The sequence below is a fragment of the Psychrobacillus sp. NEAU-3TGS genome, from assembly GCF_029955155.1.
Lineage (GTDB): Bacteria > Bacillota > Bacilli > Bacillales_A > Planococcaceae > Psychrobacillus.
Genome location: NZ_JAPNOZ010000006.1, coordinates 1 through 21,063 on the forward strand (window position 1 = coordinate 1; position 21,063 = coordinate 21,063).

Here is a 21,063-nt window from a genome sequence, read left to right on the forward strand (position 1 = left end):
CATTAAATGATGTCATAATTGTTTAGCTATCAGACTAACAAGTTAATCTGAAATGCTATATTTCTTAACGTTTTGCATGTTCAGTTTTCAATGTTCATGTTGTCGTCTCATTTTGACGACTTTATTAGTATAACTTCTTTCGGATTAGATGTCAAACATTTTTTTGAAAGATTTCAAATCGTTTGAATGTCGTTCCGAAGGACAAGTATTAATATACCTGGTTATAAATAAAAAGCAACACTTTTTCTAAAAAAACTTCAATAAATTTATTCTATCTTATTATTTCTACTTCTAAACCTTTCAATTCTAATTAATTTAAATACCCAAGGATTAAGAAAGCGGAAAAAATCCAAATAGGATTAAACCCGTTAATAATGGGTATTACATATCAATAAAGCTCTAAAGAATCAATTATGATATACGTCGATATTTTTCCTCATATATATAATAGATACTCAACTTATCATTTTAAAAATATAGGGGGAATACATAATGGAATGGTTGCCAGATATAAGCGGTAGCGCTGAGATCATATTTAAATTAGCTATTGCGGCATTATTAAGTTTAATAATAGGTATAGAGAGGGAACTAAAAAAGAAACCAGTTGGGTTAAAAACTAGCATCGTTATCGCTACATTTAGTTGCCTGCTGACATACATATCGATTGAATCCGCATACAAAGCTCACCCACATGAAGGTATTAACATAACAATGGATCCCCTGCGCTTAGCCGCTCAGATTGTAAGTGGTATTGGTTTCCTTGGCGCAGGGGTTATTCTTCGTAGAGGTAACGATAGTATTACTGGTTTAACGACTGCTGCTATGATTTGGGGCGCAGGTGGAATTGGTATTGCTGTTGGTGCAGGATTTTATTTTGAGGCAGCACTAAGTGTATGTATTGTCTTAATCGGTATTGAGATAATTCCCCCGTTAATGGCGAAAATAGGACCTAAAAGATTGAGATCAAAAGAATTGTCACTAATTGTAATAGTTTCAAATACAGAAAGCATTGCGAAAGTATATGATTTTCTTCAAGCTAGTGGTCTTTATATAGAAAGTATTCGGATAAAAGATGTAGTTTTAGACAATAATATCATCAAGCATGAAATCGATTTGCGGTTGTCTATAGTCACTAAAAAAAATACGGTAGAATTCTATAATACAATCAAAAAACAGAAATTTATTGAAACTGTGGAAGTAGAATCTATCTGACAGGAGGAGTCATTCGTATGAAAGGATTTTTTAAGTTACTAAAAGGGGGAAATATGCCTTCTTTAACTGCTGCAATTGTCAATACTATCATTGCAGCTTTAAAAGCCGGGGCATTCTTCTTAACTGGTAATGTAGCCATGTTCGCAGAAATGATGCACTCCATCGGGGATGCGGCGAATCAATTTTTCGTATTTATCGGTTCTGCCCTATCAAAGAAAGCCCCTACTCCAAGGTTTCCCAATGGATTTGGTCGCTTAGTTAATCTCGTTTGTTTAGGTGCCGTACTATTAGTAGGAATTCTTTCTTACGAGACTATTAAAGAAGGATGGCATCATATTCAGCATCCGGTTGCTGCTAGTGGTTTTGTTATTAGTTTGATCGTTTTGGGAATCTCGATTATTTTAGAATTCGCCGTTTTATACAAAGCAGGTAAAGAAATTTTGCACGAAGTAAATATAAAAGGCGGCTTCCTTGCACCACTTACGACGAGTTTTGCAAATCTAAATAGGGCAAAGCCTGCGACGAAACTCGTTTTTATGGAAGACTTAGTAGCTACATCTGGTGGAGTTCTTGCATTTATCGCAGTATTAATTTCACATTTTACAGGATTTCTACAAGCAGAAGGAATTGCCTCCATCCTTATTGGGGTCATGATGTTTTACGTAGTAGGTAAGGTCTTTTTAGACAATGCTAGGGGTGTTCTAGGAGAAACAGATGAGCAAATGCTTGTACATATTGCACATGTTATATCCGAAAATCCCAATGTAAAAGATATTAAAGAGTTAGAAGTAATCAAAGAAGGTGAATTTTTGCACGTCAATTTAGTTGCAGAAATAGATCCAACTCTTTCGTTCGCCAAAGTAGATGATATTCATGATGTATTGAAAGAACTTATATTAAATCAGCAAGGTGTAACAGATGTCACCATCTCATTCGATGAAGATGACGGCATTAGAACGTGGACCACTCATCGAGACCAACATACAATATTAAAAACACATGATTGAGCAGTTGCTCCCTCATGTGTTTTCTTTTTAAATATTATCTTTTTACTCAGCATAAACCAATACTTACATTTTTTCTTATAGACATGCAGTTAAGATTGCTTTTGTATCCTGTGCATCCAGCTTGTTAAAATTACCGAATTCTCCGTTGACCATTGCTTTTTCTACCATTAGATCAATTTGAGAATCATCTATATTATAGTCAGCTAAATTCGTCGGTGCACCGAGCGAAGACCAAAACGATACTAATCGATCAATTCCTTCTAGTGCCACTTCCTCTGCTGATTTACCGGTTGGGTCCACTTGAAAAACTTTTTCTGCTAACTTTGCAAAGCGTTCTGGATTTACATGAACATTATGGCGCATCCATCTTGGGAAAATGATAGCTAGTCCTCCAGCATGAGGAATATCATATACCGCTGAAACAGCATGCTCTATATTATGACTAGCCCAATCTCCGATGTAACCCATTCGTAAGAAGTTGTTCAATCCTAAGGTGCCTGCGTATAAAATCGTTTCTCGCAGCTCATAGTTTTCCAAATCCTTCACTAACTTCGGTGCCGTTTCAATCACAGCACGAAGGACACCTTCAATCATTTCATCATGCACAGGAGTATTTGTCGCTTCATTGTAATATTGTTCAAACATATGAGACATCATATCGACAATACCGTAAACCGTTTGATCCAGAGGAACTGTAAACGTATGTACTGGATCCAAAATTGAAAATTTCGGGAATACGAGCGGACTTCCCCATCCGTATTTTTCTTGTGTGTCTTCATTGGTAATAACAGAACCTGAATTCATCTCTGAACCTGTCGCTGCTAATGTTAAGACCGTCCCGAATGGAAGCGCTTCTTTTGGTACTGCTTTACGGGTCACTAAATCCCATGCGTCCCCATCATATTTTGCAGCAGCTACGATTAGTTTCGTACAATCGATAACGGAACCACCTCCAACTGCTAGTACAACGTCAATTCCTTCTGTTTTACAAATTTCTGCTCCGCGTTTTGCTGTAGAAAGTCTAGGATTCGGTTCAACTCCCGATAACTCAAATACTTGCATATCCGCTTCTTTTAAAGCTTTCATCACTTGATCATATAGGCCGTTTTTCTTTATACTACCTCCGCCATATACAACAAGAACTTTTCGACCGTAATTTACAAGCTCATTCGTTAATTTAGCTAATTGCCCTTTTCCGAATATTAATTTTACAGGATTATAAAATGAGAATGCATTCATTGAACTTCCTCCTTTAATTTATCTTCTTTAATGATAATAAAAACCGCTTGTATTTTACAAGCGTTTTTATGGACTAACTTATTATACCCAACCACGGAAGCGTGATGCTTCTGCTGTTCTGCGTACCCCAACCATGTAAGCAGCTAGACGCATATTGATATTGCGAGTTGATGCTACTTCATAGATATTCTCAAAAGCATCTACCATTTTTTCACTAATTTTTCGTTTACTTCGTCTTCTGTCCAGTAATAACCTTGGTTATTTTGTACCCATTCAAAGTAAGAAACCGTTACTCCTCCTGCGCTAGCTAATACGTCAGGAACTAATAAAATACCTCTATCATAAAGGATTCTAGTAGCTTCGGAAGTTGTTGGCCCGTTCGCCGCCTCTACTACAATAGTAGCCTTGATATTATGAGCATTTTCTGAAGTAATTTGGTTCTCAATTGCTGCTGGAACCAATATATCACAATCTAACTCTAACAGTTCTTGGTTAGAAATTGTATTTTCAAATAGTGTTGTAACTGTACCAAAGCTATCTCGACGATCCAATAAATAATCGATATCTAAACCATTAGGGTCATGTAAAGCTCCATAAGCATCAGAAATACCAATAACTTTTGCACCTTGATCACTCAAAAACTTAGCTAAGAAGCTGCCGGCATTACCAAAACCTTGGATAACTACACGTGCACCTTGCATATCGATATTACGTTTTTTTGCAGCTTCATTAATAACAATAGTAACACCTTGTGCAGTAGCACGATCGCGACCCTGTGATCCGCCAAGTACAAGTGGTTTACCAGTAATGAAACCTGGTGAGTTGAATTGGTCCATACGACTATACTCATCCATCATCCATGCCATAATTTGTGCGTTTGTAAACACATCTGGAGCTGGAATATCTTTTGTTGGTCCAACAATCTGACCAATTGCACGTACATAACCACGACTTAATCGTTCAATTTCTCCCATGGACATTTCACGTGGATCACAAGCTACTCCACCTTTACCTCCACCATATGGAAGATCAACGATTCCAGCTTTCAGTGTCATCCACATAGAAAGTGCTTTCATTTCCTCTTGCGTTACTGCTGGATGGAAACGTACTCCACCCTTTGTAGGTCCAACTGCATCATTATGTTGAGCACGGTAACCTGTAAATACTTTTACTGTATTATCATCCATTCTTACTGGAATGCGAACTTCCATCATGCGAAGTGGTTCTTTCAGTAACTCATACATTGCTTCGTCATAACCTAATTTTTGCAGTGCCTCTTTAATGACAGCCTGGGTTGATGTGAACAGGTTTAAATTTTCAGCCATTTGATTATTTCGCCTCTTTAATTCATAATTATTTCTTCGGAATCATTGTAACATACATTACTTCCTATTTGTCTATGATTTATTGATTGCTAAATACTTTTTTTATTTTGTCGATTGCCCAATCTAGGTCTTCTTTTGAAATCACTAGAGGTGGTGCAAAACGGATCACCGTGTCATGTGTTTCTTTACATAATAATCCAAGTTCTTTTAACTGCTCGCAATATGGGCGAGCCTCTTCTGTCAGTTCCATACCGATAAACAATCCACGTCCACGAACTTCTTTAATAGAAGAATGTTGGATTTCTTTTAATGCATTCATGAAGTATTCACCTAGCTCTAATGAACGTTCTGCAAGTTTCTCATCCGTTAATACATTTAATGAAGCAACGGATACTGCACACGCTAAAGGATTTCCTCCAAATGTAGAACCATGAGATCCTGGATTGAATACCTCAAGTACACTACGGTCAGCAACTACACATGAAATTGGGAATACCCCACCACCAAGTGCTTTACCTAGGATGTACATATCCGGATTTACATCTTCCCATTCACAAGCGAACATTTTACCAGTACGCGCAAGACCTGCTTGAATTTCATCAGCTATAAACAACACATTATTTTCTTTACATAGTTCATATGCTGCTTTCATAAATCCAGCTGGTGGAATTAGAATTCCTGCTTCCCCTTGAATAGGTTCGATTAAGAATGCCGCAGTATTTGGTGTAATAGCTGCTTTAAGTGCTTCTAAGTCTCCGTAAGGGATTAAGTTAATACCAGGTAACATTGGTCCAAAGCCACGTTTATATTCTGGATCCGATGATAGAGATACTGCTGTCATTGTACGACCATGGAAGTTCCCATTACATGCGATGACTTCCGCTTGGCCTTCTGCAACTCCTTTTACATCATAAGCCCAGCGACGAGCAGCTTTAAATGCAGTTTCTACCGCTTCTGCTCCAGTGTTCATTGGCAATACCATTTCTTTTCCTGTAATTTCACTCACTTTTTCATACCATGGTCCTAATTGGTCATTGTGAAATGCGCGAGATGTTAAAGTAACACGATCTGCTTGGTCTTTTAACGCTTGAATAATTTTAGGATGACGATGCCCTTGGTTCACTGCAGAGTATGCAGAAAGCATATCCATATATTTATTACCCTCTGGATCTTTTACCCAAACACCCTCTGCTTCCGAAATAACGATTGGAAGTGGATTGTAGTTATTTGCACCAAATTTATCTGTTTGATCAATCACATGTTGTGAGTTTGTCATCTTCATTTCCCCCGTTTCTTATTAGAAAAGCGCAAGCCGCCTATGTCTGCCCACAAGAGGCAAAGCACTGTATATCCATCGATACTTAAATAAAAATAAGAAAGTATTTACTTTCTCTTTTATTTTATAAATAGGTAGACCCACCAAAGATGTGCCTACCTATTTAGTGTTATATAGTATTAAAGCATTTCAGAAGTTGTTTTTGCTTGCATATGAAGAACAATATAATCTGGACCGCCAGCTTTTGAATCTGTACCAGACATATTAAATCCACCAAACGGTTGGTATCCTACGATCGCACCTGTACATCCACGGTTAAAGTAAAGGTTACCTACATGGAAATCTTCACGTGCTTTTTCCAGGTTCATACGGTTATTTGTAATAACTGCACCCGTTAAACCGTATTCCGTATTGTTTGCAATTTCAATTGCTTCGTCGAAATCTTTTGCTTTTGTAAGACCAACAACTGGACCGAAGATTTCTTCTTGCATAATGCGCGCAGTTGGAGAAAGGTCTGCAATAACTGTTGGTTGGATGAAATAACCTTCTGAATCATCACCAGTACCACCAGCTATTAAACGGCCTTCTCCTTTACCAATTTCAATGTATTCCATAATTTTATTGAATGCAGAACCATCGATAACTGGACCAACGAAGTGCTCATCATTATCAGGAATTCCTACTGTTAATGCTTTTGTTAACTCTTCTACACGCTCTACTACTTGATCGTATACATCTTCCACGATTACAGCACGTGAACATGCCGAACATTTTTGACCACTAAAACCGAATGCTGATTTTACGATAGATTGAGCAGCTAGTTCTAAGTCTGCTTCTTTATCTACTACGATTGTATCTTTACCACCCATTTCAAGGATCGTACGTTTAATCCAAATTTGACCATCTGCCAATTTAGATGATTTTTCAACGATTCCTAAACCAACATCACGAGAACCAGTGAAGCTGATTAGACGGGTACGTGGATGCTCAACTAAGAAGTCACCAATTTCTGCACCTGAACCAGGGATGAAGTTAACTACGCCTGCAGGCATACCAGCTTCTTCTAATACTTCTACAAATTTATAAGAAACGATTGGTGTGGTCGATGCAGGTTTTAATAATACTGTATTACCAGCAACCATTGCTGCAACTGTAGTACCAGCCATAATAGCAAATGGGAAGTTCCATGGAGAGATAACTACTGCTACTCCTAATGGAATATAGTCGTAACGGTTATATTCGCCTGGACGGCTTTCAACTGGAACACCATCTTTTAAACGTAACATCTGGCGACCATAATATTCTAAGAAATCGATTGCTTCAGCTGCTTCTACGTCAGCTTCAACCCATGTTTTCCCCGCTTCTTTTGATAATAATGCAGAGAATTCAGCTTTACGACGACGCATAATTGCTGCTGCTTTGAAAAGTACATCTGCACGTACTTCTGGTTTAACTTTTTTCCATGTGTTAAATGTTTCATCTGCAATGTCCATCGCTTTAGAAGCAATGTCTCTCGTCGCTTTTGAAACAATCCCTACCACTTGTTCTTTCTTTGCTGGGTTATAAGAAGTGATTTTACCTTCAGTAGTAATACGCTCTCCACCAACGATTAATGGATACTCTTCACCTAAATATGCTTCAACTACTTTATATCCTTCTTTAATCGCATTTTTGTTTTCTTCTTTGGAGAAGTCTGTGAATGGTTCGTGTTTATAAGGTAACATGTAAATCCTCCTTTAATTGTTAGTGCAAAAATAATTTGCGTTTATAAATCATTTACATATATAATAATGCAAAAGATTGTTGCGTTTTTCAAGTATTAAATTTTAAAATGTTAAAAATATTTTTGAGGTGAGCTAGATGAAGGACCAATTGAGTAAGCTTCTCCCTTTTTACAAGTTTGCTACAGGGCATGTATCTGTAGGAATTCATGCTGTTGATATAACAGGAAAAACGATTATTTATAATGAAAAAATGAAAGAAATTGAAGGTCTAGATTCAGTAGACGTAGTCGACCGATCCATTTTGGACCTTTTTCAATTTGAGCAACAAGAAAGTACCTTGTTAAAAGTATTGCATAGTGAAAAACCAGTTTTACGTGTGAAACAAACGTATTGGAATAGAAATGGGCAAGAAATAACCACAATCAACGATACATACCCTATTTCGAAATAGTAAACTGATTGGCGCGATTGAATTTTCCCGAGATATTACAACATTGGAACGGCTAATATACCAGCCTCTAAAAAGGTATAATGAAGCGATTACCCTCTCCACTATTACGGCAGCATCTCAACTTATGAAGGATGTAAAGGAACGATCTATTAAAGCTGCCCATGTACGAATGCCCGTACTACTTACCGGAGAAGCCGGCACTGGGAAAGACCTAATCGCTGAAGCCATACACCATCAGCTTTCCCCTCCGAATGAACAATTTATCAGCTTGTATTGTCATAGTTCGGATAAACATTTAATAGACAAATTTGAAAAAGAGCTTAGATCTCTATCGAACTGCACTATATTTTGTGAAAGAATCGATTTATTATCCATCGATTTACAAATTAAGCTGTTGGATATTTTAAATGCAAATAGCAATAGTAAAAATTTGTATATCGCAAGTATCGGATTAGACCCAATCGATCTAATCGCAAAGAAACAATTAAGCAAGGAACTGTATTATTATTTTACAACTGTCACGATTAATATTCCGCCTCTAAGAGAACGAACGGAAGATATATTACCTTTTGTAGAAGATTATTTTCATCGGTATTTAAATCGGTATGGCTCTACCATTAAAGAAATAGAAGAAGACGTTATAGAAGCCCTATTAAGTTATGACTGGCCAGGAAATCTAAAAGAATTAGAGCTACTCTTAGATGAGATTAGTTCGATGATTACAACGGAAAGAATATTGAAATTTGATATGCTGCCTCTACATTTTAAGTTAAAAGTACAAGATTTCAACGAATCATCGAAAAAAGCAGAGGACTTTGTTATATCTTCGGATAAAGACTTGCTGCCATTGGATGAGTATTTGAGAGAAGCCGAAGCTTATTACTTACAAAAAGCGATGGATAAACATGATGGGAATGTGACAAAGGCAGCGGAAGCTTTAGGAATGAGCAGACAAAACTTACAATATCGATTACGTAAAATAAAAAATGGAAGCACTCCTCAATAAGAGCTGCTTCCATTTTTTGACCAAAGAACAGTTAGATAGATTTTTTTATCCACTCGCCTAGTTTTTCTTTTAGTGTGTTAAAGCCTTCCACGTCATGTTCATCTACACGGGCTTGTAGTGTTTTACGTGGCTTATCTTCTTTTTTAGGAACGACTGGTTTTTCTTGTAGCTCACGGATGGATAAACTAATTTTTCCCGCATCGTCGTCTATTTCAAGAATTTTCACATCCACCTCTTCGCCAACTGTTAAAAACTCCCCAACTTCTTTCACGTATCCATAGGTTATTTCAGAAATATGCACTAGTCCTTGTGTATGTTCATCTAAACCAACGAATGCTCCGTAAGGCTGAATACCCGTTACTTTGCCCGTGACCACATCTCCTACCTTATAAATTTTTGTCATAATACCCGTTCCTACTTTCTTTATATACGTTATAGTCACGGTAAATTATAACATATCGGTATACCGACTAGCAAAAATCACTGAGTGGGCATGAATGCAGCTCGCCAACCGTTTTCTGTGTGGATCACCGCAAAACCAATTACTTCGTCGTGCATGTAAAGAGTACGGTCAGGATGAAGCGTTAATACTACATACCCCTCTTTATCAGAACGTTGTTCAAAATGTAGCGAAGAAAACTCCTTGCGAAAATCTGTTATCTTTTGATGCGGAGCCTTCATATATTCTTCTTTTGGAATTTGTTGATACTGATCATCTTTAATATACAGTTCATATTTCGTTTCTTTATCACCTAGTTGAGCACAGTAATAATATAGCCCAACTATTTCTTCTGGTTTAGCATCTTTTAAAACTGTTTGATCATGAGTCCCTGCGAATAACTTATATAACGCATGAACTCTTTGAACAAAATTGTCATCCACAGATGTTTCGTTTTTTCCAGATGGCGGATTTTCTATAAATTGTCCTAAGTCTCCATTGATTGCTAAATGAAGTGCATCATCGACATCTCCATAATTGAGGCTTTCCCAACTATCAGATTTCCTCCAATTACTTGCTTCAAATTCTTTTACAATTGGAGTAAGAATATAATTGACCGGTGAATTGCTGGTTTGTGACATCATTGCTTTCCATAACTGACGATATTCTTCCTTCACTTTTCCATCATCACCATAAATAGATTGATCCTGAGTACCTTTTACAACTGCATGAAAGATTTCTGTGTAATATGCTTTCATCGTTGATATATTACTATAGTAATCAAAGCTTTCTAATAAACTATTCTCAAACATCAACATAGCGGCTACCGAATCTTCTAGGGAATAAACAAGCTCTCCTGCATAAGTATATGGTTCCTGCTCAAGCATTTCTAAATATCCTGCAACAGGGGGAGCTAAAAATGCTTTATGCGCTAGATAATTGTCATCCCCATTAAAATGGAATTTTCCATTCTCTAAATATAAACCTTCCGCTTCAAGCGAAACAACTTGTTTTTTGGTTACATTTTGTTTTTGATTAAAATAAATCTTTAAATCTATAATTTTCGAGTAATAGGAATTAAAAAACTGCGAAGTCTTTGCTTCATCTAATTTTTCCTGCTGTTTTAATACATCACCAACCATTTCTGAAGGTAGATGAATATTATTAACCGCTTTTTCAAACAACTCCTTGTATCGATCTTTAGAAGTGTAATAATTGGATTCATATGTTTGTTTTGAAAAATAATCTATCGATGATGCAAACCCATCTGCTTGCTGAACAAAAGATAGTGTTTTAAAATCCTTAGCTGGTATATCTAGTACTTGACGTCTTTTTTCTCTTTCTTTTTCGTATTGATCCTTCAAACTTTTTGCATATTCTATCAAATCATCCGTTCGCTCCAGTTCTTCTTGCTTGTTTTGACTATTTTTTATCCCTCCACCTTCCAAATAATCTGCACTTAACACTCCGATGATAAAAACACTAGCGATACTCACAGCCCAAACTGTTACTCGTTGCCATTTCGTTCCTTTGTTTTTCTTTTCATTTACTTGCGGTGCTTCCTCTATTTTGTTCAATATGGCATCTACATCCATTTCCGATGGGATTCGCTCATATGAATCTTTCAATAAATGCAAACGTTCTTCTAATCGTTTATCGTCCATGCTCAGTACCTCCGTTCATTTCTAGTGCAGTTTTCAAATGACCTTTTGCTCGAAGTAACCTTATTTTAATCGTGGAAATTGGAACATTTAGTACTTCACTTATTTGTACATAGGATAATTCATGAAAATAGAAAAGGATGATTGGGTGTCGATATTTCTCATCTAACGATTGAATTGCTTTATGTAATTCTTGATCTTCTTCAAATACTAAAATTCTATCTTCTGCTGATTTTGTGCAATAGGATGTAGTTACATTACGCGTCAGTTTTTCTTCTTTCGCCTTTTCTCTTGTTTCCTTACGGTAATAATCCCTTGTTGCGTTTAATGTTATTTTGTATAACCACGTCGTAAAACGTTCATGCTTAAATTGAGGCAAAAAACGATATAGCTTAACAAATACTTCTTGTGTAACATCTGGTAAATCATTTGCTTTTACTCCGCATTGATAAGCAAACTTTTCTACCGTTCGATGATGTATTTGAATTAGCTCCGCATATGCTTTTTTATCTCCTTTTTGCGCACGCTCAATCATTCCACTATTATGCATTGCTCCCCCTCACTCTCTCTTGTTGTATAGGTGATACGAAAGATAATTCTAGAATGTTTCAAAATAAGTCTACATTTTCTCTTTAACCTCGTGTACAATAAGACCGTTCTACCTGAAGGAGGAGTTATTTTTGGCAAAAAGAGATCGTTTCGGATCGAAAATTGGATTTATACTAGCTGCGGCCGGAAGTGCAATCGGCTTAGGGGCTATTTGGAAGTTTCCGTATATGGCAGGAACTAATGGTGGTAGTGTCTTTCTTATACTTTTCATTATTAGTACACTTTTAATTGGTCTTCCTATTTTACTTGCAGAATTTGTAATCGGAAGACGTGGACAAGCAGACCCTGTCACTTCTTTCAAAAAACAAGCTCCAGGAAAACCATGGTATCTGTTAGGTTGGTCCGGATTAATATTTTCATCTATTATTTTATCCTTTTATAGCGTTGTAGGCGGATGGATCTTAAGTTATTTAGTCCGAGCTATATTTTTTAAACTGAAAGGTGGAAGCGAAAATTACTTCGGTGAGTTATTTGGTTCTATTATCCAAAATCCTTGGGAAGTAATCATTGCACAAGGAGCATTTATGCTTTTAACCATCTGGATTGTGCAAGGCGGTATCAAAGGCGGTATTGAACGTGCTAGTAAGTGGATGATGCCTCTTTTATTTGTCTTCTTTATCGCACTTGTCATACGATCATTAACACTTGATGGCGCAATGGAAGGGATTAAATTTTTGTTTGTCCCAGATTGGTCTTATTTTAACGGAAAAACAATTCTGCTGGCACTGGGACAAGCTTTCTTCTCTCTAAGCGTTGGAGTAGCCGTGATGATTACATATGCTTCTTATTTATCAAAAGAAGAAAAACTAGGAAGTTCTGCGTTAAATGTATCCCTGATGAATATCGGAGTTTCCATATTAGCTGGACTTGTTATATTCCCTGCTGTTTTCGCACTAGGGTACACTCCCGATCAAGGACCTGGTTTGGCATTCATTATCTTACCTGCAGTATTTGAACAAATACCTTTCGGTGCATTTTTTATGATTATTTTCTTTATCTTACTGCTTTTCGCTACTCTGACATCGTCTATCTCGATGTTGGAAATATCTGTATCTATTGGAATTCGTTCTAATTATGACCGCCGTAGAAAAGCCTCTTGGATTTACGGCATAATTATCTTCTTAGTAGGAATTCCAAGCGCATTATCTTTTGGAGTACTTTCTGATCTACATATTATTGGAATGACTGTTTTTGACTTTGCAGATTTTATCACCAGCAGTTTTGGATTACCTTTAGGTGCATTTTTCATATCCTTATTTGCTGGTTATCAATTAACGAAGGAAGAACTTTCCAATGAGTTAAAGTTAGGACATTCCTTGTTTAGTACATGGTATTTTATCGTTCGTTTTGCTGCTCCTATCGCAATCATTATTATTTTTGTGCAAGGAATCATTAAATTGTTTTTGTAATAAAGTGAAACTACAATAAGTGGGGGGGTCTTCATCCCCCACTTATTGTTAGTTATGTCCCACACGATGTGGGTCACACAGACGTTGCAAACGCTCTTTTATTTTGCGACGAGCTTTGCACAGGAGCAACACGATGTTGCGTACTTAGTCTGGGATCATTTCATCGGGCTCATGCCAGCAGTTGATCTCCCACTTATCTTTTCGTTTTTCTTCAATTTTGAAGCGGGAGTCTTACTGCCCGTTATACGGGATAAAAGTACTTTTTCTGTCAATACTTCAAAGCTGTTCTAAAAAGAATTGTGCTATAATATAGTAACAATTAAGACTTTTAAAGAGGTGGATGAATTTATGAAAAAAGAATTGCATGAACAATTACGACAACTAAGAGAAGAGCGTAATATTTCTTTAGAAACACTTGCTTTAAAAACAAGAATTGGTACAGGAAAACTAGAGGCATATGAATCAGGCAACGAAACACCATCTGTCCAAACCATCTTAAAATTATCGAACGCATTGGAAGTACCAGCATCCAATTTATTAGATGGCTTACAAGATGCATAAAACAAAAAAAGCTTTCGGGATATACTGAAACCGAAAGCTTTTTTTATTAAATAATACATTTCATTTCATATTTTAAGGCAATCAACTTATATGAAATTTCCACACATTTTTCAAGTGGTATCCACTGCTCGAACGAATGCTCATAAATTTCCTGAATCCGTTTCGCCAGTTCAGAAGGATGATCAATGTTCTGTAAATCTGCTACAACATCTGCTGTTTCTGTTTCGTAACCATCTACTCCTAAATTGAATGGATCCCACTCTTGTAGAGTCCAAATTGCTTTTCTATTCATTTCAATTGTATCCATTTAGTTTCACCTTACTAGTTTTATTAGTTAGGGATATAATAACATAATAATCTTAAATTGAAAGGAGAAATTATTTTGTCTAATTTTTCTACTATTTATAATCGAAGAAATACCTTCTCTGTTAAATGGGACATGCTTGATCAAATTTATTCTTTGGAGGATACATCAGACGTGCTCTCTATGTGGATTGCAGATATGGATTTTGCTATTGCACCGGTTATTACAGATGCCATTCATAAACGAATGGAACATCCAATTTTTGGTTACGCCATTACACCAGAAGAAGCTAAAACAGCTTTGTCTAGTTGGGCATTAAACAAGCACCAATTAGCGATTGATAACGAATGGATTTTATTTCGCCAAGGTGTTATTCCGGCCATGGCAGAAGCAATCGAGTTATTTACAGAACTAGGTGATAAAGTACTAATACACACACCTGTTTATCCCCCATTCACAAGTATTCCTAAAAATTTAGGACGAGAAGTCATCACTTGCCGTTTGACAGAAAAAGATAACGGATATGAAGTGGATTTGAACTTTTTGAAGAGTGCTTACAAAAAGGGATAAAAGTATTTGTATTATGCAATCCGCATAATCCAGGTGGAAAGGTATGGAGCAAAGAAGACCTTCGACAAATGGCAGCACTATGTAAACAATATAATGTACTAATTCTCTCGGATGAAATCCATGCAGACCTTACATATAAACCTTTTCAACATACTCCTTTGCTAAATGCAGCAGAAGATATTTCGAATATTATTACATTCTTTGCACCTACTAAGACATTTAATATCGCAGGAATTCAAGCAGCGGCTACTATTGTACCGGATGAAGAAAAACGAAAAACATTGGAGCATTTTGCTATGACTCGTGGAGTAATGGGGCTAAATATTTTTGCGTTAACGGCATTGCAAACAGCTTATGAAGAAGGTGGACCATGGCTAGAGGAATTAATGAAAGTTCTCTCCGTTAATATGGACTACGCTGTAGAGCATTTATCCAAAATTGAAGGAATAACAGTAGCGAAACCAGAAGGAACGTATTTGTTATGGATCAACTACCGAGGTACTGGACTTTCTGAACAAGATATAATGGAACGGCTGTTAATGAAAGGAAGACTAGCGCTAGAGCCAGGGACTAAGTATGGAGAAGCTGGTGATGGTTTTTTACGGATGAACTGTGCTTGCCCGTTCGAAACGATTCAAGATGGTGTTGCCCGATTTACTAGAGCACTGGAATAATCATCTATTAGAAGCTTTTACTTGCTCAGTATAGGAAAAAACTGCGCGGTGAGTCTTTATTAGGTATCCGCCGTGATTTTCGCTACAGGGTGGACGCTTTCCGCGGGCACGGCTTCAATCTCCTCGTCGCTCACGCTCCTGCGGGGCTTTCAGCTCGTGCTGTTCCCGCTGGAGTCGCCACCCTTTCGCTACAATCCAGTAGAGTTTGCTAATTACTAAGACATAATGCACTAAATCTAGTACTACATTGTTTTTTCTATAGGGAAAACCTATGGTTAATTGAATAAGACATACTTTATAGTGATTATTAGTAGGTTCTATTGATTGGAGTGCAAGGCGGCGACTCCTGTGGGATTAGCGAGACAGGTGAGACCCCGCACGTAGCGTTAGCGGAGGAGGAGGCTCACCGCTCGCCCCACGGAAAGCGTCCGCCTGGAGCGGAAATCATGGCGAACATCTTAAGATCTTTACCGCGCAGTTTCCCTAAACAATTAGCATACCACTTGAACACGAAAAAGCAGTCATCTCATTGAGATGACTGCTTTTCTAATTCTTCTTTTCTCATTTGCATGATTTTTTCTTCTAATACTTTTGCTTTTTCGGCGTCTCTTGCTGATTTCTTTTTGAACCATCTGAAAACAAATATACAAATTACCAATAATACAAGAAATTCGATGACTACTGGAATATATTCCGTTTTATCTTCTGGAAAGTACAAATAAAGGAACGCTGGCTGTAAAAAAGTAAACATATCTACACTTCCTTACTTATTTTTCAATAATCTCGATGGATTCAATTGTTATATCTTTTACCGGCTTGTCTTGTGCACCAGTTTCTACCGCAGCTATTTGGTCAACAACATCCATTCCTTCTATTACTTGTCCAAAAACAGTATGCTTTTGATCCAAATGTGGCGTTCCACCGTTCTTCGCATATGCTTCCGCAATTTCTTTTGGCCATCCACCTTCTGTTAATTGCTCTACAGTTGCTGGTGGTTGAGTTGCTTGAACGATAAAGAACTGACTACCATTCGTATTCGCGCCAGCATTTGCCATAGATAAAGCGCCTCTTATGTTAAATAGGTTCATCGAGAATTCATCCTCAAATTCTTCTCCGTAAATACTTTCGCCACCCATTCCAGTTCCAGTCGGGTCGCCACCTTGAATCATGAAATCTTGAATAACACGGTGGAAAATGATGCCATCATAATAGCCGTTCTCCGCATGCGTTAAAAAGTTTTCGACCGTTTTTGGTGCATATTCTGGAAATAGTTTGATTTTCAAATCTCCCATAGAAGTATGCATAATAACTAATGCTTCATTAGAAGCAACTTCTGCATTCAGTTGTGGATACATGGTTATCTCTCCTTTTTGTTGGGTATCAGTATTTACAGCTGTTTCTTTTTCAGGAACTTTTTCTTCTTTCGGTGCTTCTTTAGCCGTTGTTCCACATGCACTTAAGATAAGCGCGGTACTTATAATTAAGAATAAAGTTATTTTTTTCACGAATTTATTCACCCCAAAATAGTTTACCATATTCGTATCTCAATTTCAGTGACAAAGTATCTAACTTTCTTAGTCACTCGAAATGTTCTATACTAGTATGTGACTATTAAGTACGCAACAAAAAAAGAAAGAAGGGATTACGGTGAGCGTACAAAAGAGAAATTTTACGATCATGTGGTTTTCTAACTTTCTCGTCTCGGGCACAATGACGATGATCATGCCCTTTTTGTCATTATATATTAACAGTATGGGTGACTTTTCTGAAAGCTACGTTCAAAAATGGGCTGGGTTAGTATTTGGAGTTACGTTTGTGACCGCCTTTTTAATGTCTCCAGTTTGGGGAAGAATTGCGGACAAATATGGGTACAAACCTATACTGATTATTAATGGTTTTGGCATTGCAACAAGTGTTTTATTAATGGGCTTCGTTCATTCTGTAGAAGCATTTTTTATCCTTCGTTTATTTATGGGGATTGTTACTGGATTTATCCCTACTTCACTAGCTTTCATAAGCGCACAAACACCAAGAAATATAGCTGGAAAAACGATGGGGACACTACAAATAGGAAGTGTATCCGGTACACTATTTGGCCCGGTAATGGGTGGCTTCTTAGCAGATACTTTCGGTTTTCAGTATACCTTTATTATTACCTCTTCCGCTGTTTCACTCGCTGCATTACTCGTTATTTTCGGTATACGAGAAATAAAAAAAGAGAAGAAGATTAGCGACCATGAATTTTCCAGAAAAACAGTTATTTCGGGTATTTTTCACCATCGACTTATTTTAAATGTATTAATAATAACGTCGATTGTTCAAATCGGTTTATTTAGTATTCAGCCTCTTCTCTCTTTGTATGTTTCGCATTTAACTAATTCAACCGAAGTAGCCTTACTCGCAGGTATTACCTTTAGTGCAACAGGGGTCGGCAGTTTACTTTTTGCTAGAACCTGGGGGAAACTTGGAGATACAATGGGATACGAAAAAATATTATCCGCTTTACTAATCATCGCGTTTATATTTATCATTCCACAAGCTTTCGTTACTGATTTATGGCAATTGATCGTCCTACGATTCTTATTTGGAATTGCATCTGGTGGACTCATACCAATAACGACAGCATTGATTCGAAGAGAAGCACCGATCGAAGTACAAGGGGAATTAATGGGTTATAACACAAGCTTCCGTTTTTTAGGAAATATTATTGGACCTATGTTTGGTGGTTTTATAAGCGGATATATTGGCATCTCTTCTGTATTTTTTGTAACTGGCAGCTTATTTTTAATCGCCTTTTTCATTATTTATTTTGCACGAAAGAAACCAGTGCAAGATTTTGAAGATGTATTGTTAGAAGAAGAACTTCATGCAAAAACAACTTAAAACTAGCACACTTTCCACTAGAAAGTGTGCTATTCTTTTAACAAGGAGTTGTCATGGATTATGATAATCTGGACTCAATTCCAATAAGATGTAATCGATCTTTATAATGATGAAATGGAGTACAACAAATGCGCCAAGCAATCGGTTTTATCATCCTATTACTTTGTTTTCCTTTCATATGGATTTTATATTCTTTTATACATACAGAAATACTAGTAGCTAGTTCATATAAAGATAATCTCGCAAAGTCTATTCAAATATCGAGTCCATCAATTTCTTCACCTATTGTTCTCCTTGATAAACAGGAGCAAGTTTTTTCAGAGGATTATGTTGAATGGCGAGAACCTCTACCACTTGAATCTATCCCTCTATTTGCTCAAGAATTATTTATACAAAGTGAGGATGTAGAGTTTTATAACCACATTGGATTTAATTTTAGTGCGATTTTCCGTGCCGTTTTTGCAAACGCCATTGCCAATTCAAAAGAACAAGGTGCAAGTACTATCACACAACAACTTGTCCGATTGCGTTATTTGACTACTGAAAAAACATATGAACGAAAAGTAACGGAATTATTATATGCTTATGAAATGGAAAAACAATCCACAAAGGAGGAAATACTAGCCAATTATTTAAATGAGATCTACTTCGGAAACCAAGTCTATGGAATAGGGGCTGCCGCAACTTATTATTTTAGCCGCCCGTTAAACGAGCTAACAGAAGCCGAGCTCACCTTTATAAGCGCTATTCCAAATAACCCAATGTTATATGATCCTTTAGTCCATTTCGATGCAACGAAAAAAAGACAAGAGTTACTCATTGATGTATTGGTCAAAAATAACAAGATAACTGCTACTGATGGTGATGCTTTAAAAGCAATGCCAATTGTATTGCATATAAAAACGAAAACACAACTATATCCTGCCTATAGCACTTACGTAATGGAAGAATTAAAAAATCTAATCGCTTATAAAGAAGGTTTTCTAGAAAAAATAGCTGCTGCTCAAAACGAACACCAAAAACATTTTTTCGATAAAGAGCTTCAATCTCGAGTCAGCGAAATCAGTACAAAAGGAATCACCATATATACTGCACTCGATCCAGCGAAGCAATTAAAAGACGATAAGTATATCAATAATCTTCTAACTAAAACTCCCGGCCTCCAAGCGGCATCTGCTGTTATTAATAATGAAACGAGGGAAATTATAAGTCTATATGGAGGAAAAGATTATAAAAAGTACGACTTTCACCGAGCATACCAAGCAGTTCGTCAACCAGGTTCAGCATTTAAACCTTTACTTGTATATGCCCCCTTATTTGAAACGACTTCTTTAACACCTCAAAATGTGATAAATGCAGGAAGGTTCTGCATAGGTACCTACTGTCCTCAAAATTATGGAGGAGCAATTTATGGGAATGTCACGATTAAAGAAGCGTTTCGTTTTAGCTACAACACACCTGCTGTTCGCTTATTGCAAACGACCGGTATCGAAACGGCATTTAATAAACTGGAACCGTTTCTATTCAACCATATAGTAAACGAAGATCATTCCTATGCAGCCGCTTTAGGTGGGCTGACAAAAGGAGTCACGCCGTTGGAAATGGCTGATGCATATACAAGCTTTATAAACGGTATGTATAAACCTGCACATGCAATTCGTAAAGTGGTAGACAAAAATGGCGAGATCTTATATGAATGGAATGAGGAAAAACAAGAAGTTTGGTCACCAAAAACCGTACAAACGATGCGTAATTTGTTACATGATGTAGTCGCTAATGGAACTGGCAAAGGCATTTCAGTTCAATCATCGTATATTGGTGCTAAAACAGGTACAACGAATGATTATGTGGATTATTGGATAGCAGGATTATCGGATACGTATACGTCTACTGTTTGGATTGGCTATGATTTGCCTAAAAATATGAAACCAATCGAATCGAAAAAATTTCACCATTCCATCTTCAATCAAATAATGAAAAAGAACTAAAGTGTAAGGTACTTGAAGCTGGATGAAGAATTCCAGTATAAAGTTATCCATGAGCTTTATACTTTTCAAAAAGACAAAAGAAGCTACTTAACCATAGCTTCTTTTGTCTTTTACAATAAAGGTAAGCTTGCTATAACTCCATTGTATAGCTTGATGATTGCATAAATTACTAACGCTAGAAATAGACTCCAAATAATAATCTCGAACATGATTAACCCTACTGTCCCCAATAAACTCATCGAATTACTCAATTTAAAAACGACATATATAAAATAGATCAATGCAGTTGCAAGAAAAATGAGCAGCAATAATTGAAGGGACTGTAAACCAACAGCAGAAATTACTGCTCCTACAAAAAAGATCACGTAACCGCCACGAGCTTGTGAAATAGTCTTCCCTTCAAAATCCTTTGAAAAAAATAACATCCCAATCTCATGTATTGTTTCCGCAATCAGTTTTAAAGCAGAAAACAGCATAAAATAAACTAGTGTTAAAATAATGAGTAAAAATAGTTTCAGCTCTAAATCAGATAAGAATTCTCGCATACCACTATATACACCTATAACTTTAAACAATGCTATCGCTTTATTCATCGTAAAAACAGAGAAAGTTAAACTAAATAATAAAATCGTTATTAACGGTAAAAATCCAAACACATATGGGTTTTTCATAACTATCCTCTTATTCTATAAAGTATTCAGTATTATCATAACGAAGGGAAGATG

General features: G+C 36.8%; 18 protein-coding genes and 2 pseudogenes. 9 read left to right on the plus strand and 11 right to left on the minus strand.

Features of this window, described 5'->3' with window-relative positions; all coding sequences use genetic code 11:
- Positions 1 to 492: 492 nt before the first annotated feature.
- Both OR571_RS04760 and OR571_RS04765 read left to right on the plus strand, forming a co-directional pair.
- Positions 493 to 1,212 carry an MgtC/SapB family protein gene (locus OR571_RS04760; RefSeq protein WP_282241711.1) on the plus strand — a complete coding sequence of 240 codons (720 nt, stop codon included), beginning with the start codon at positions 493 to 495 and terminating at the stop codon, positions 1,210 to 1,212.
- Between the two features lie 17 nt (positions 1,213 to 1,229).
- The gene (locus OR571_RS04765) at positions 1,230 to 2,219 is read left to right on the plus strand and encodes a cation diffusion facilitator family transporter (protein ID WP_282241712.1); all 990 of its coding nucleotides are present in this window, start codon (positions 1,230 to 1,232) and stop codon (positions 2,217 to 2,219) included.
- Between the two features lie 75 nt (positions 2,220 to 2,294).
- On the opposite strand, the gene OR571_RS04770 is transcribed toward OR571_RS04765, so the two are convergent.
- From OR571_RS04770 to pruA, 4 genes and pseudogenes are all read right to left on the minus strand, one after another.
- Positions 2,295 to 3,458, minus strand: coding sequence for an iron-containing alcohol dehydrogenase (locus OR571_RS04770; RefSeq protein WP_282241713.1), 1,164 nt, complete (start codon positions 3,456 to 3,458; stop codon positions 2,295 to 2,297).
- An 81-nt stretch (positions 3,459 to 3,539) separates the two neighbouring features.
- Positions 3,540 to 4,783: pseudogene (locus OR571_RS04775) on the minus strand (Glu/Leu/Phe/Val family dehydrogenase).
- A gap of 79 nt (positions 4,784 to 4,862) precedes the next feature.
- Positions 4,863 to 6,059: an ornithine--oxo-acid transaminase gene (locus OR571_RS04780; protein WP_282241714.1), complete on the minus strand. Its 1,197-nt coding sequence runs from the start codon at positions 6,057 to 6,059 to the stop codon at positions 4,863 to 4,865.
- Between the two features lie 179 nt (positions 6,060 to 6,238).
- Positions 6,239 to 7,783 (minus strand): L-glutamate gamma-semialdehyde dehydrogenase, encoded by a 1,545-nt coding sequence (gene pruA / locus OR571_RS04785; protein ID WP_282241716.1) that lies wholly within the window; start codon positions 7,781 to 7,783, stop codon positions 6,239 to 6,241.
- 136 nt (positions 7,784 to 7,919) lie between these two features.
- Here pruA and OR571_RS22755 point away from each other — a divergent pair, with 136 nt between their 5' ends.
- Positions 7,920 to 8,234 (plus strand): PAS domain S-box protein, encoded by a 315-nt coding sequence (locus tag OR571_RS22755; RefSeq protein WP_348775017.1) that lies wholly within the window; start codon positions 7,920 to 7,922, stop codon positions 8,232 to 8,234.
- Positions 8,235 to 8,358: 124 nt separating this feature from the next.
- Positions 8,359 to 9,240: an AAA-type ATPase lid domain-containing protein gene (locus OR571_RS04790; protein ID WP_348775018.1), complete on the plus strand. Its 882-nt coding sequence runs from the start codon at positions 8,359 to 8,361 to the stop codon at positions 9,238 to 9,240.
- A gap of 31 nt (positions 9,241 to 9,271) precedes the next feature.
- Here OR571_RS04790 and yugI read toward each other — a convergent pair whose 3' ends face one another.
- The 3 genes from yugI to OR571_RS04805 form a co-directional block, all read right to left on the minus strand.
- On the minus strand, positions 9,272 to 9,643 hold the full coding sequence (gene yugI, locus OR571_RS04795) for a S1 domain-containing post-transcriptional regulator GSP13 (protein ID WP_282241717.1): 372 nt from the start codon (positions 9,641 to 9,643) through the stop codon (positions 9,272 to 9,274).
- Positions 9,644 to 9,720: 77 nt separating this feature from the next.
- On the minus strand, positions 9,721 to 11,343 hold the full coding sequence (locus OR571_RS04800) for a hypothetical protein (protein ID WP_282241718.1): 1,623 nt from the start codon (positions 11,341 to 11,343) through the stop codon (positions 9,721 to 9,723).
- Positions 11,333 to 11,890, minus strand: coding sequence for an RNA polymerase sigma factor (locus tag OR571_RS04805; protein WP_282241719.1), 558 nt, complete (start codon positions 11,888 to 11,890; stop codon positions 11,333 to 11,335). Before OR571_RS04805 ends, OR571_RS04800 begins: the two co-directional genes overlap by 11 nt.
- 130 nt (positions 11,891 to 12,020) lie before the next feature.
- Between OR571_RS04805 and OR571_RS04810 the strand changes: the two genes are divergently transcribed.
- Both OR571_RS04810 and OR571_RS04815 read left to right on the plus strand, forming a co-directional pair.
- Positions 12,021 to 13,358, plus strand: a complete 1,338-nt coding sequence (locus tag OR571_RS04810; RefSeq protein WP_282241720.1) for a sodium-dependent transporter — start codon at positions 12,021 to 12,023, stop codon at positions 13,356 to 13,358.
- 348 nt (positions 13,359 to 13,706) lie between these two features.
- Positions 13,707 to 13,919: a helix-turn-helix domain-containing protein gene (locus OR571_RS04815; RefSeq protein WP_093269693.1), complete on the plus strand. Its 213-nt coding sequence runs from the start codon at positions 13,707 to 13,709 to the stop codon at positions 13,917 to 13,919.
- Between the two features lie 46 nt (positions 13,920 to 13,965).
- Here the strand turns inward: OR571_RS04815 and OR571_RS04820 are convergent, their stop codons facing one another.
- Positions 13,966 to 14,226 (minus strand): DUF1871 family protein, encoded by a 261-nt coding sequence (locus tag OR571_RS04820; protein ID WP_282241722.1) that lies wholly within the window; start codon positions 14,224 to 14,226, stop codon positions 13,966 to 13,968.
- A 243-nt stretch (positions 14,227 to 14,469) separates the two neighbouring features.
- Between OR571_RS04820 and OR571_RS04825 the strand changes: the two are divergent.
- Positions 14,470 to 15,467, plus strand: a pseudogene (locus OR571_RS04825) (MalY/PatB family protein).
- Positions 15,468 to 15,993: 526 nt separating this feature from the next.
- Here OR571_RS04825 and OR571_RS04830 read toward each other — a convergent pair.
- A complete protein-coding gene (locus tag OR571_RS04830; RefSeq protein ID WP_282241723.1) occupies positions 15,994 to 16,218 on the minus strand; it encodes a hypothetical protein in 225 nt (74 codons plus the stop codon).
- 16 nt (positions 16,219 to 16,234) lie between these two features.
- Positions 16,235 to 16,828, minus strand: coding sequence for a peptidylprolyl isomerase (locus tag OR571_RS04835; protein ID WP_282242057.1), 594 nt, complete (start codon positions 16,826 to 16,828; stop codon positions 16,235 to 16,237).
- A gap of 286 nt (positions 16,829 to 17,114) precedes the next feature.
- Here OR571_RS04835 and OR571_RS04840 point away from each other — a divergent pair, with 286 nt between their 5' ends.
- Both OR571_RS04840 and OR571_RS04845 read left to right on the plus strand, forming a co-directional pair.
- Complete coding sequence (locus tag OR571_RS04840) at positions 17,115 to 18,350, plus strand: MFS transporter (protein WP_282241724.1); 1,236 nt, start codon at positions 17,115 to 17,117, stop codon at positions 18,348 to 18,350.
- A gap of 128 nt (positions 18,351 to 18,478) precedes the next feature.
- Complete coding sequence (locus OR571_RS04845) at positions 18,479 to 20,338, plus strand: transglycosylase domain-containing protein (protein ID WP_282241725.1); 1,860 nt, start codon at positions 18,479 to 18,481, stop codon at positions 20,336 to 20,338.
- A gap of 110 nt (positions 20,339 to 20,448) precedes the next feature.
- On the opposite strand, the gene OR571_RS04850 is transcribed toward OR571_RS04845, so the two are convergent.
- Positions 20,449 to 21,009 carry a DUF5366 family protein gene (locus OR571_RS04850; RefSeq protein ID WP_282241726.1) on the minus strand — a complete coding sequence of 187 codons (561 nt, stop codon included), beginning with the start codon at positions 21,007 to 21,009 and terminating at the stop codon, positions 20,449 to 20,451.
- Positions 21,010 to 21,063 lie beyond the last annotated feature (54 nt).

Excerpts from the sequence above, each read along its gene's own strand:
- OR571_RS04760 (WP_282241711.1), top strand. The coding sequence starts at position 493 with ATGGAATGGTTGCCAGATATAAGCGGTAGCGCTGAGATCATATTTAAA.
- OR571_RS04765 (WP_282241712.1), top strand. The coding sequence starts at position 1,230 with ATGAAAGGATTTTTTAAGTTACTAAAAGGGGGAAATATGCCTTCTTTA.
- OR571_RS04770 (WP_282241713.1), bottom strand. The coding sequence starts at position 3,458 with ATGAATGCATTCTCATTTTATAATCCTGTAAAATTAATATTCGGAAAA.
- OR571_RS04780 (WP_282241714.1), bottom strand. The coding sequence starts at position 6,059 with ATGACAAACTCACAACATGTGATTGATCAAACAGATAAATTTGGTGCA.
- pruA (WP_282241716.1), bottom strand. The coding sequence starts at position 7,783 with ATGTTACCTTATAAACACGAACCATTCACAGACTTCTCCAAAGAAGAA.
- OR571_RS22755 (WP_348775017.1), top strand. The coding sequence starts at position 7,920 with ATGAAGGACCAATTGAGTAAGCTTCTCCCTTTTTACAAGTTTGCTACA.
- OR571_RS04790 (WP_348775018.1), top strand. The coding sequence starts at position 8,359 with ATGAAGGATGTAAAGGAACGATCTATTAAAGCTGCCCATGTACGAATG.
- yugI (WP_282241717.1), bottom strand. The coding sequence starts at position 9,643 with ATGACAAAAATTTATAAGGTAGGAGATGTGGTCACGGGCAAAGTAACG.
- OR571_RS04800 (WP_282241718.1), bottom strand. The coding sequence starts at position 11,343 with ATGGACGATAAACGATTAGAAGAACGTTTGCATTTATTGAAAGATTCA.
- OR571_RS04805 (WP_282241719.1), bottom strand. The coding sequence starts at position 11,890 with ATGCATAATAGTGGAATGATTGAGCGTGCGCAAAAAGGAGATAAAAAA.
- OR571_RS04815 (WP_093269693.1), top strand. The coding sequence starts at position 13,707 with ATGAAAAAAGAATTGCATGAACAATTACGACAACTAAGAGAAGAGCGT.
- OR571_RS04820 (WP_282241722.1), bottom strand. The coding sequence starts at position 14,226 with ATGGATACAATTGAAATGAATAGAAAAGCAATTTGGACTCTACAAGAG.
- OR571_RS04830 (WP_282241723.1), bottom strand. The coding sequence starts at position 16,218 with ATGTTTACTTTTTTACAGCCAGCGTTCCTTTATTTGTACTTTCCAGAA.
- OR571_RS04845 (WP_282241725.1), top strand. The coding sequence starts at position 18,479 with ATGCGCCAAGCAATCGGTTTTATCATCCTATTACTTTGTTTTCCTTTC.
- OR571_RS04850 (WP_282241726.1), bottom strand. The coding sequence starts at position 21,009 with ATGAAAAACCCATATGTGTTTGGATTTTTACCGTTAATAACGATTTTA.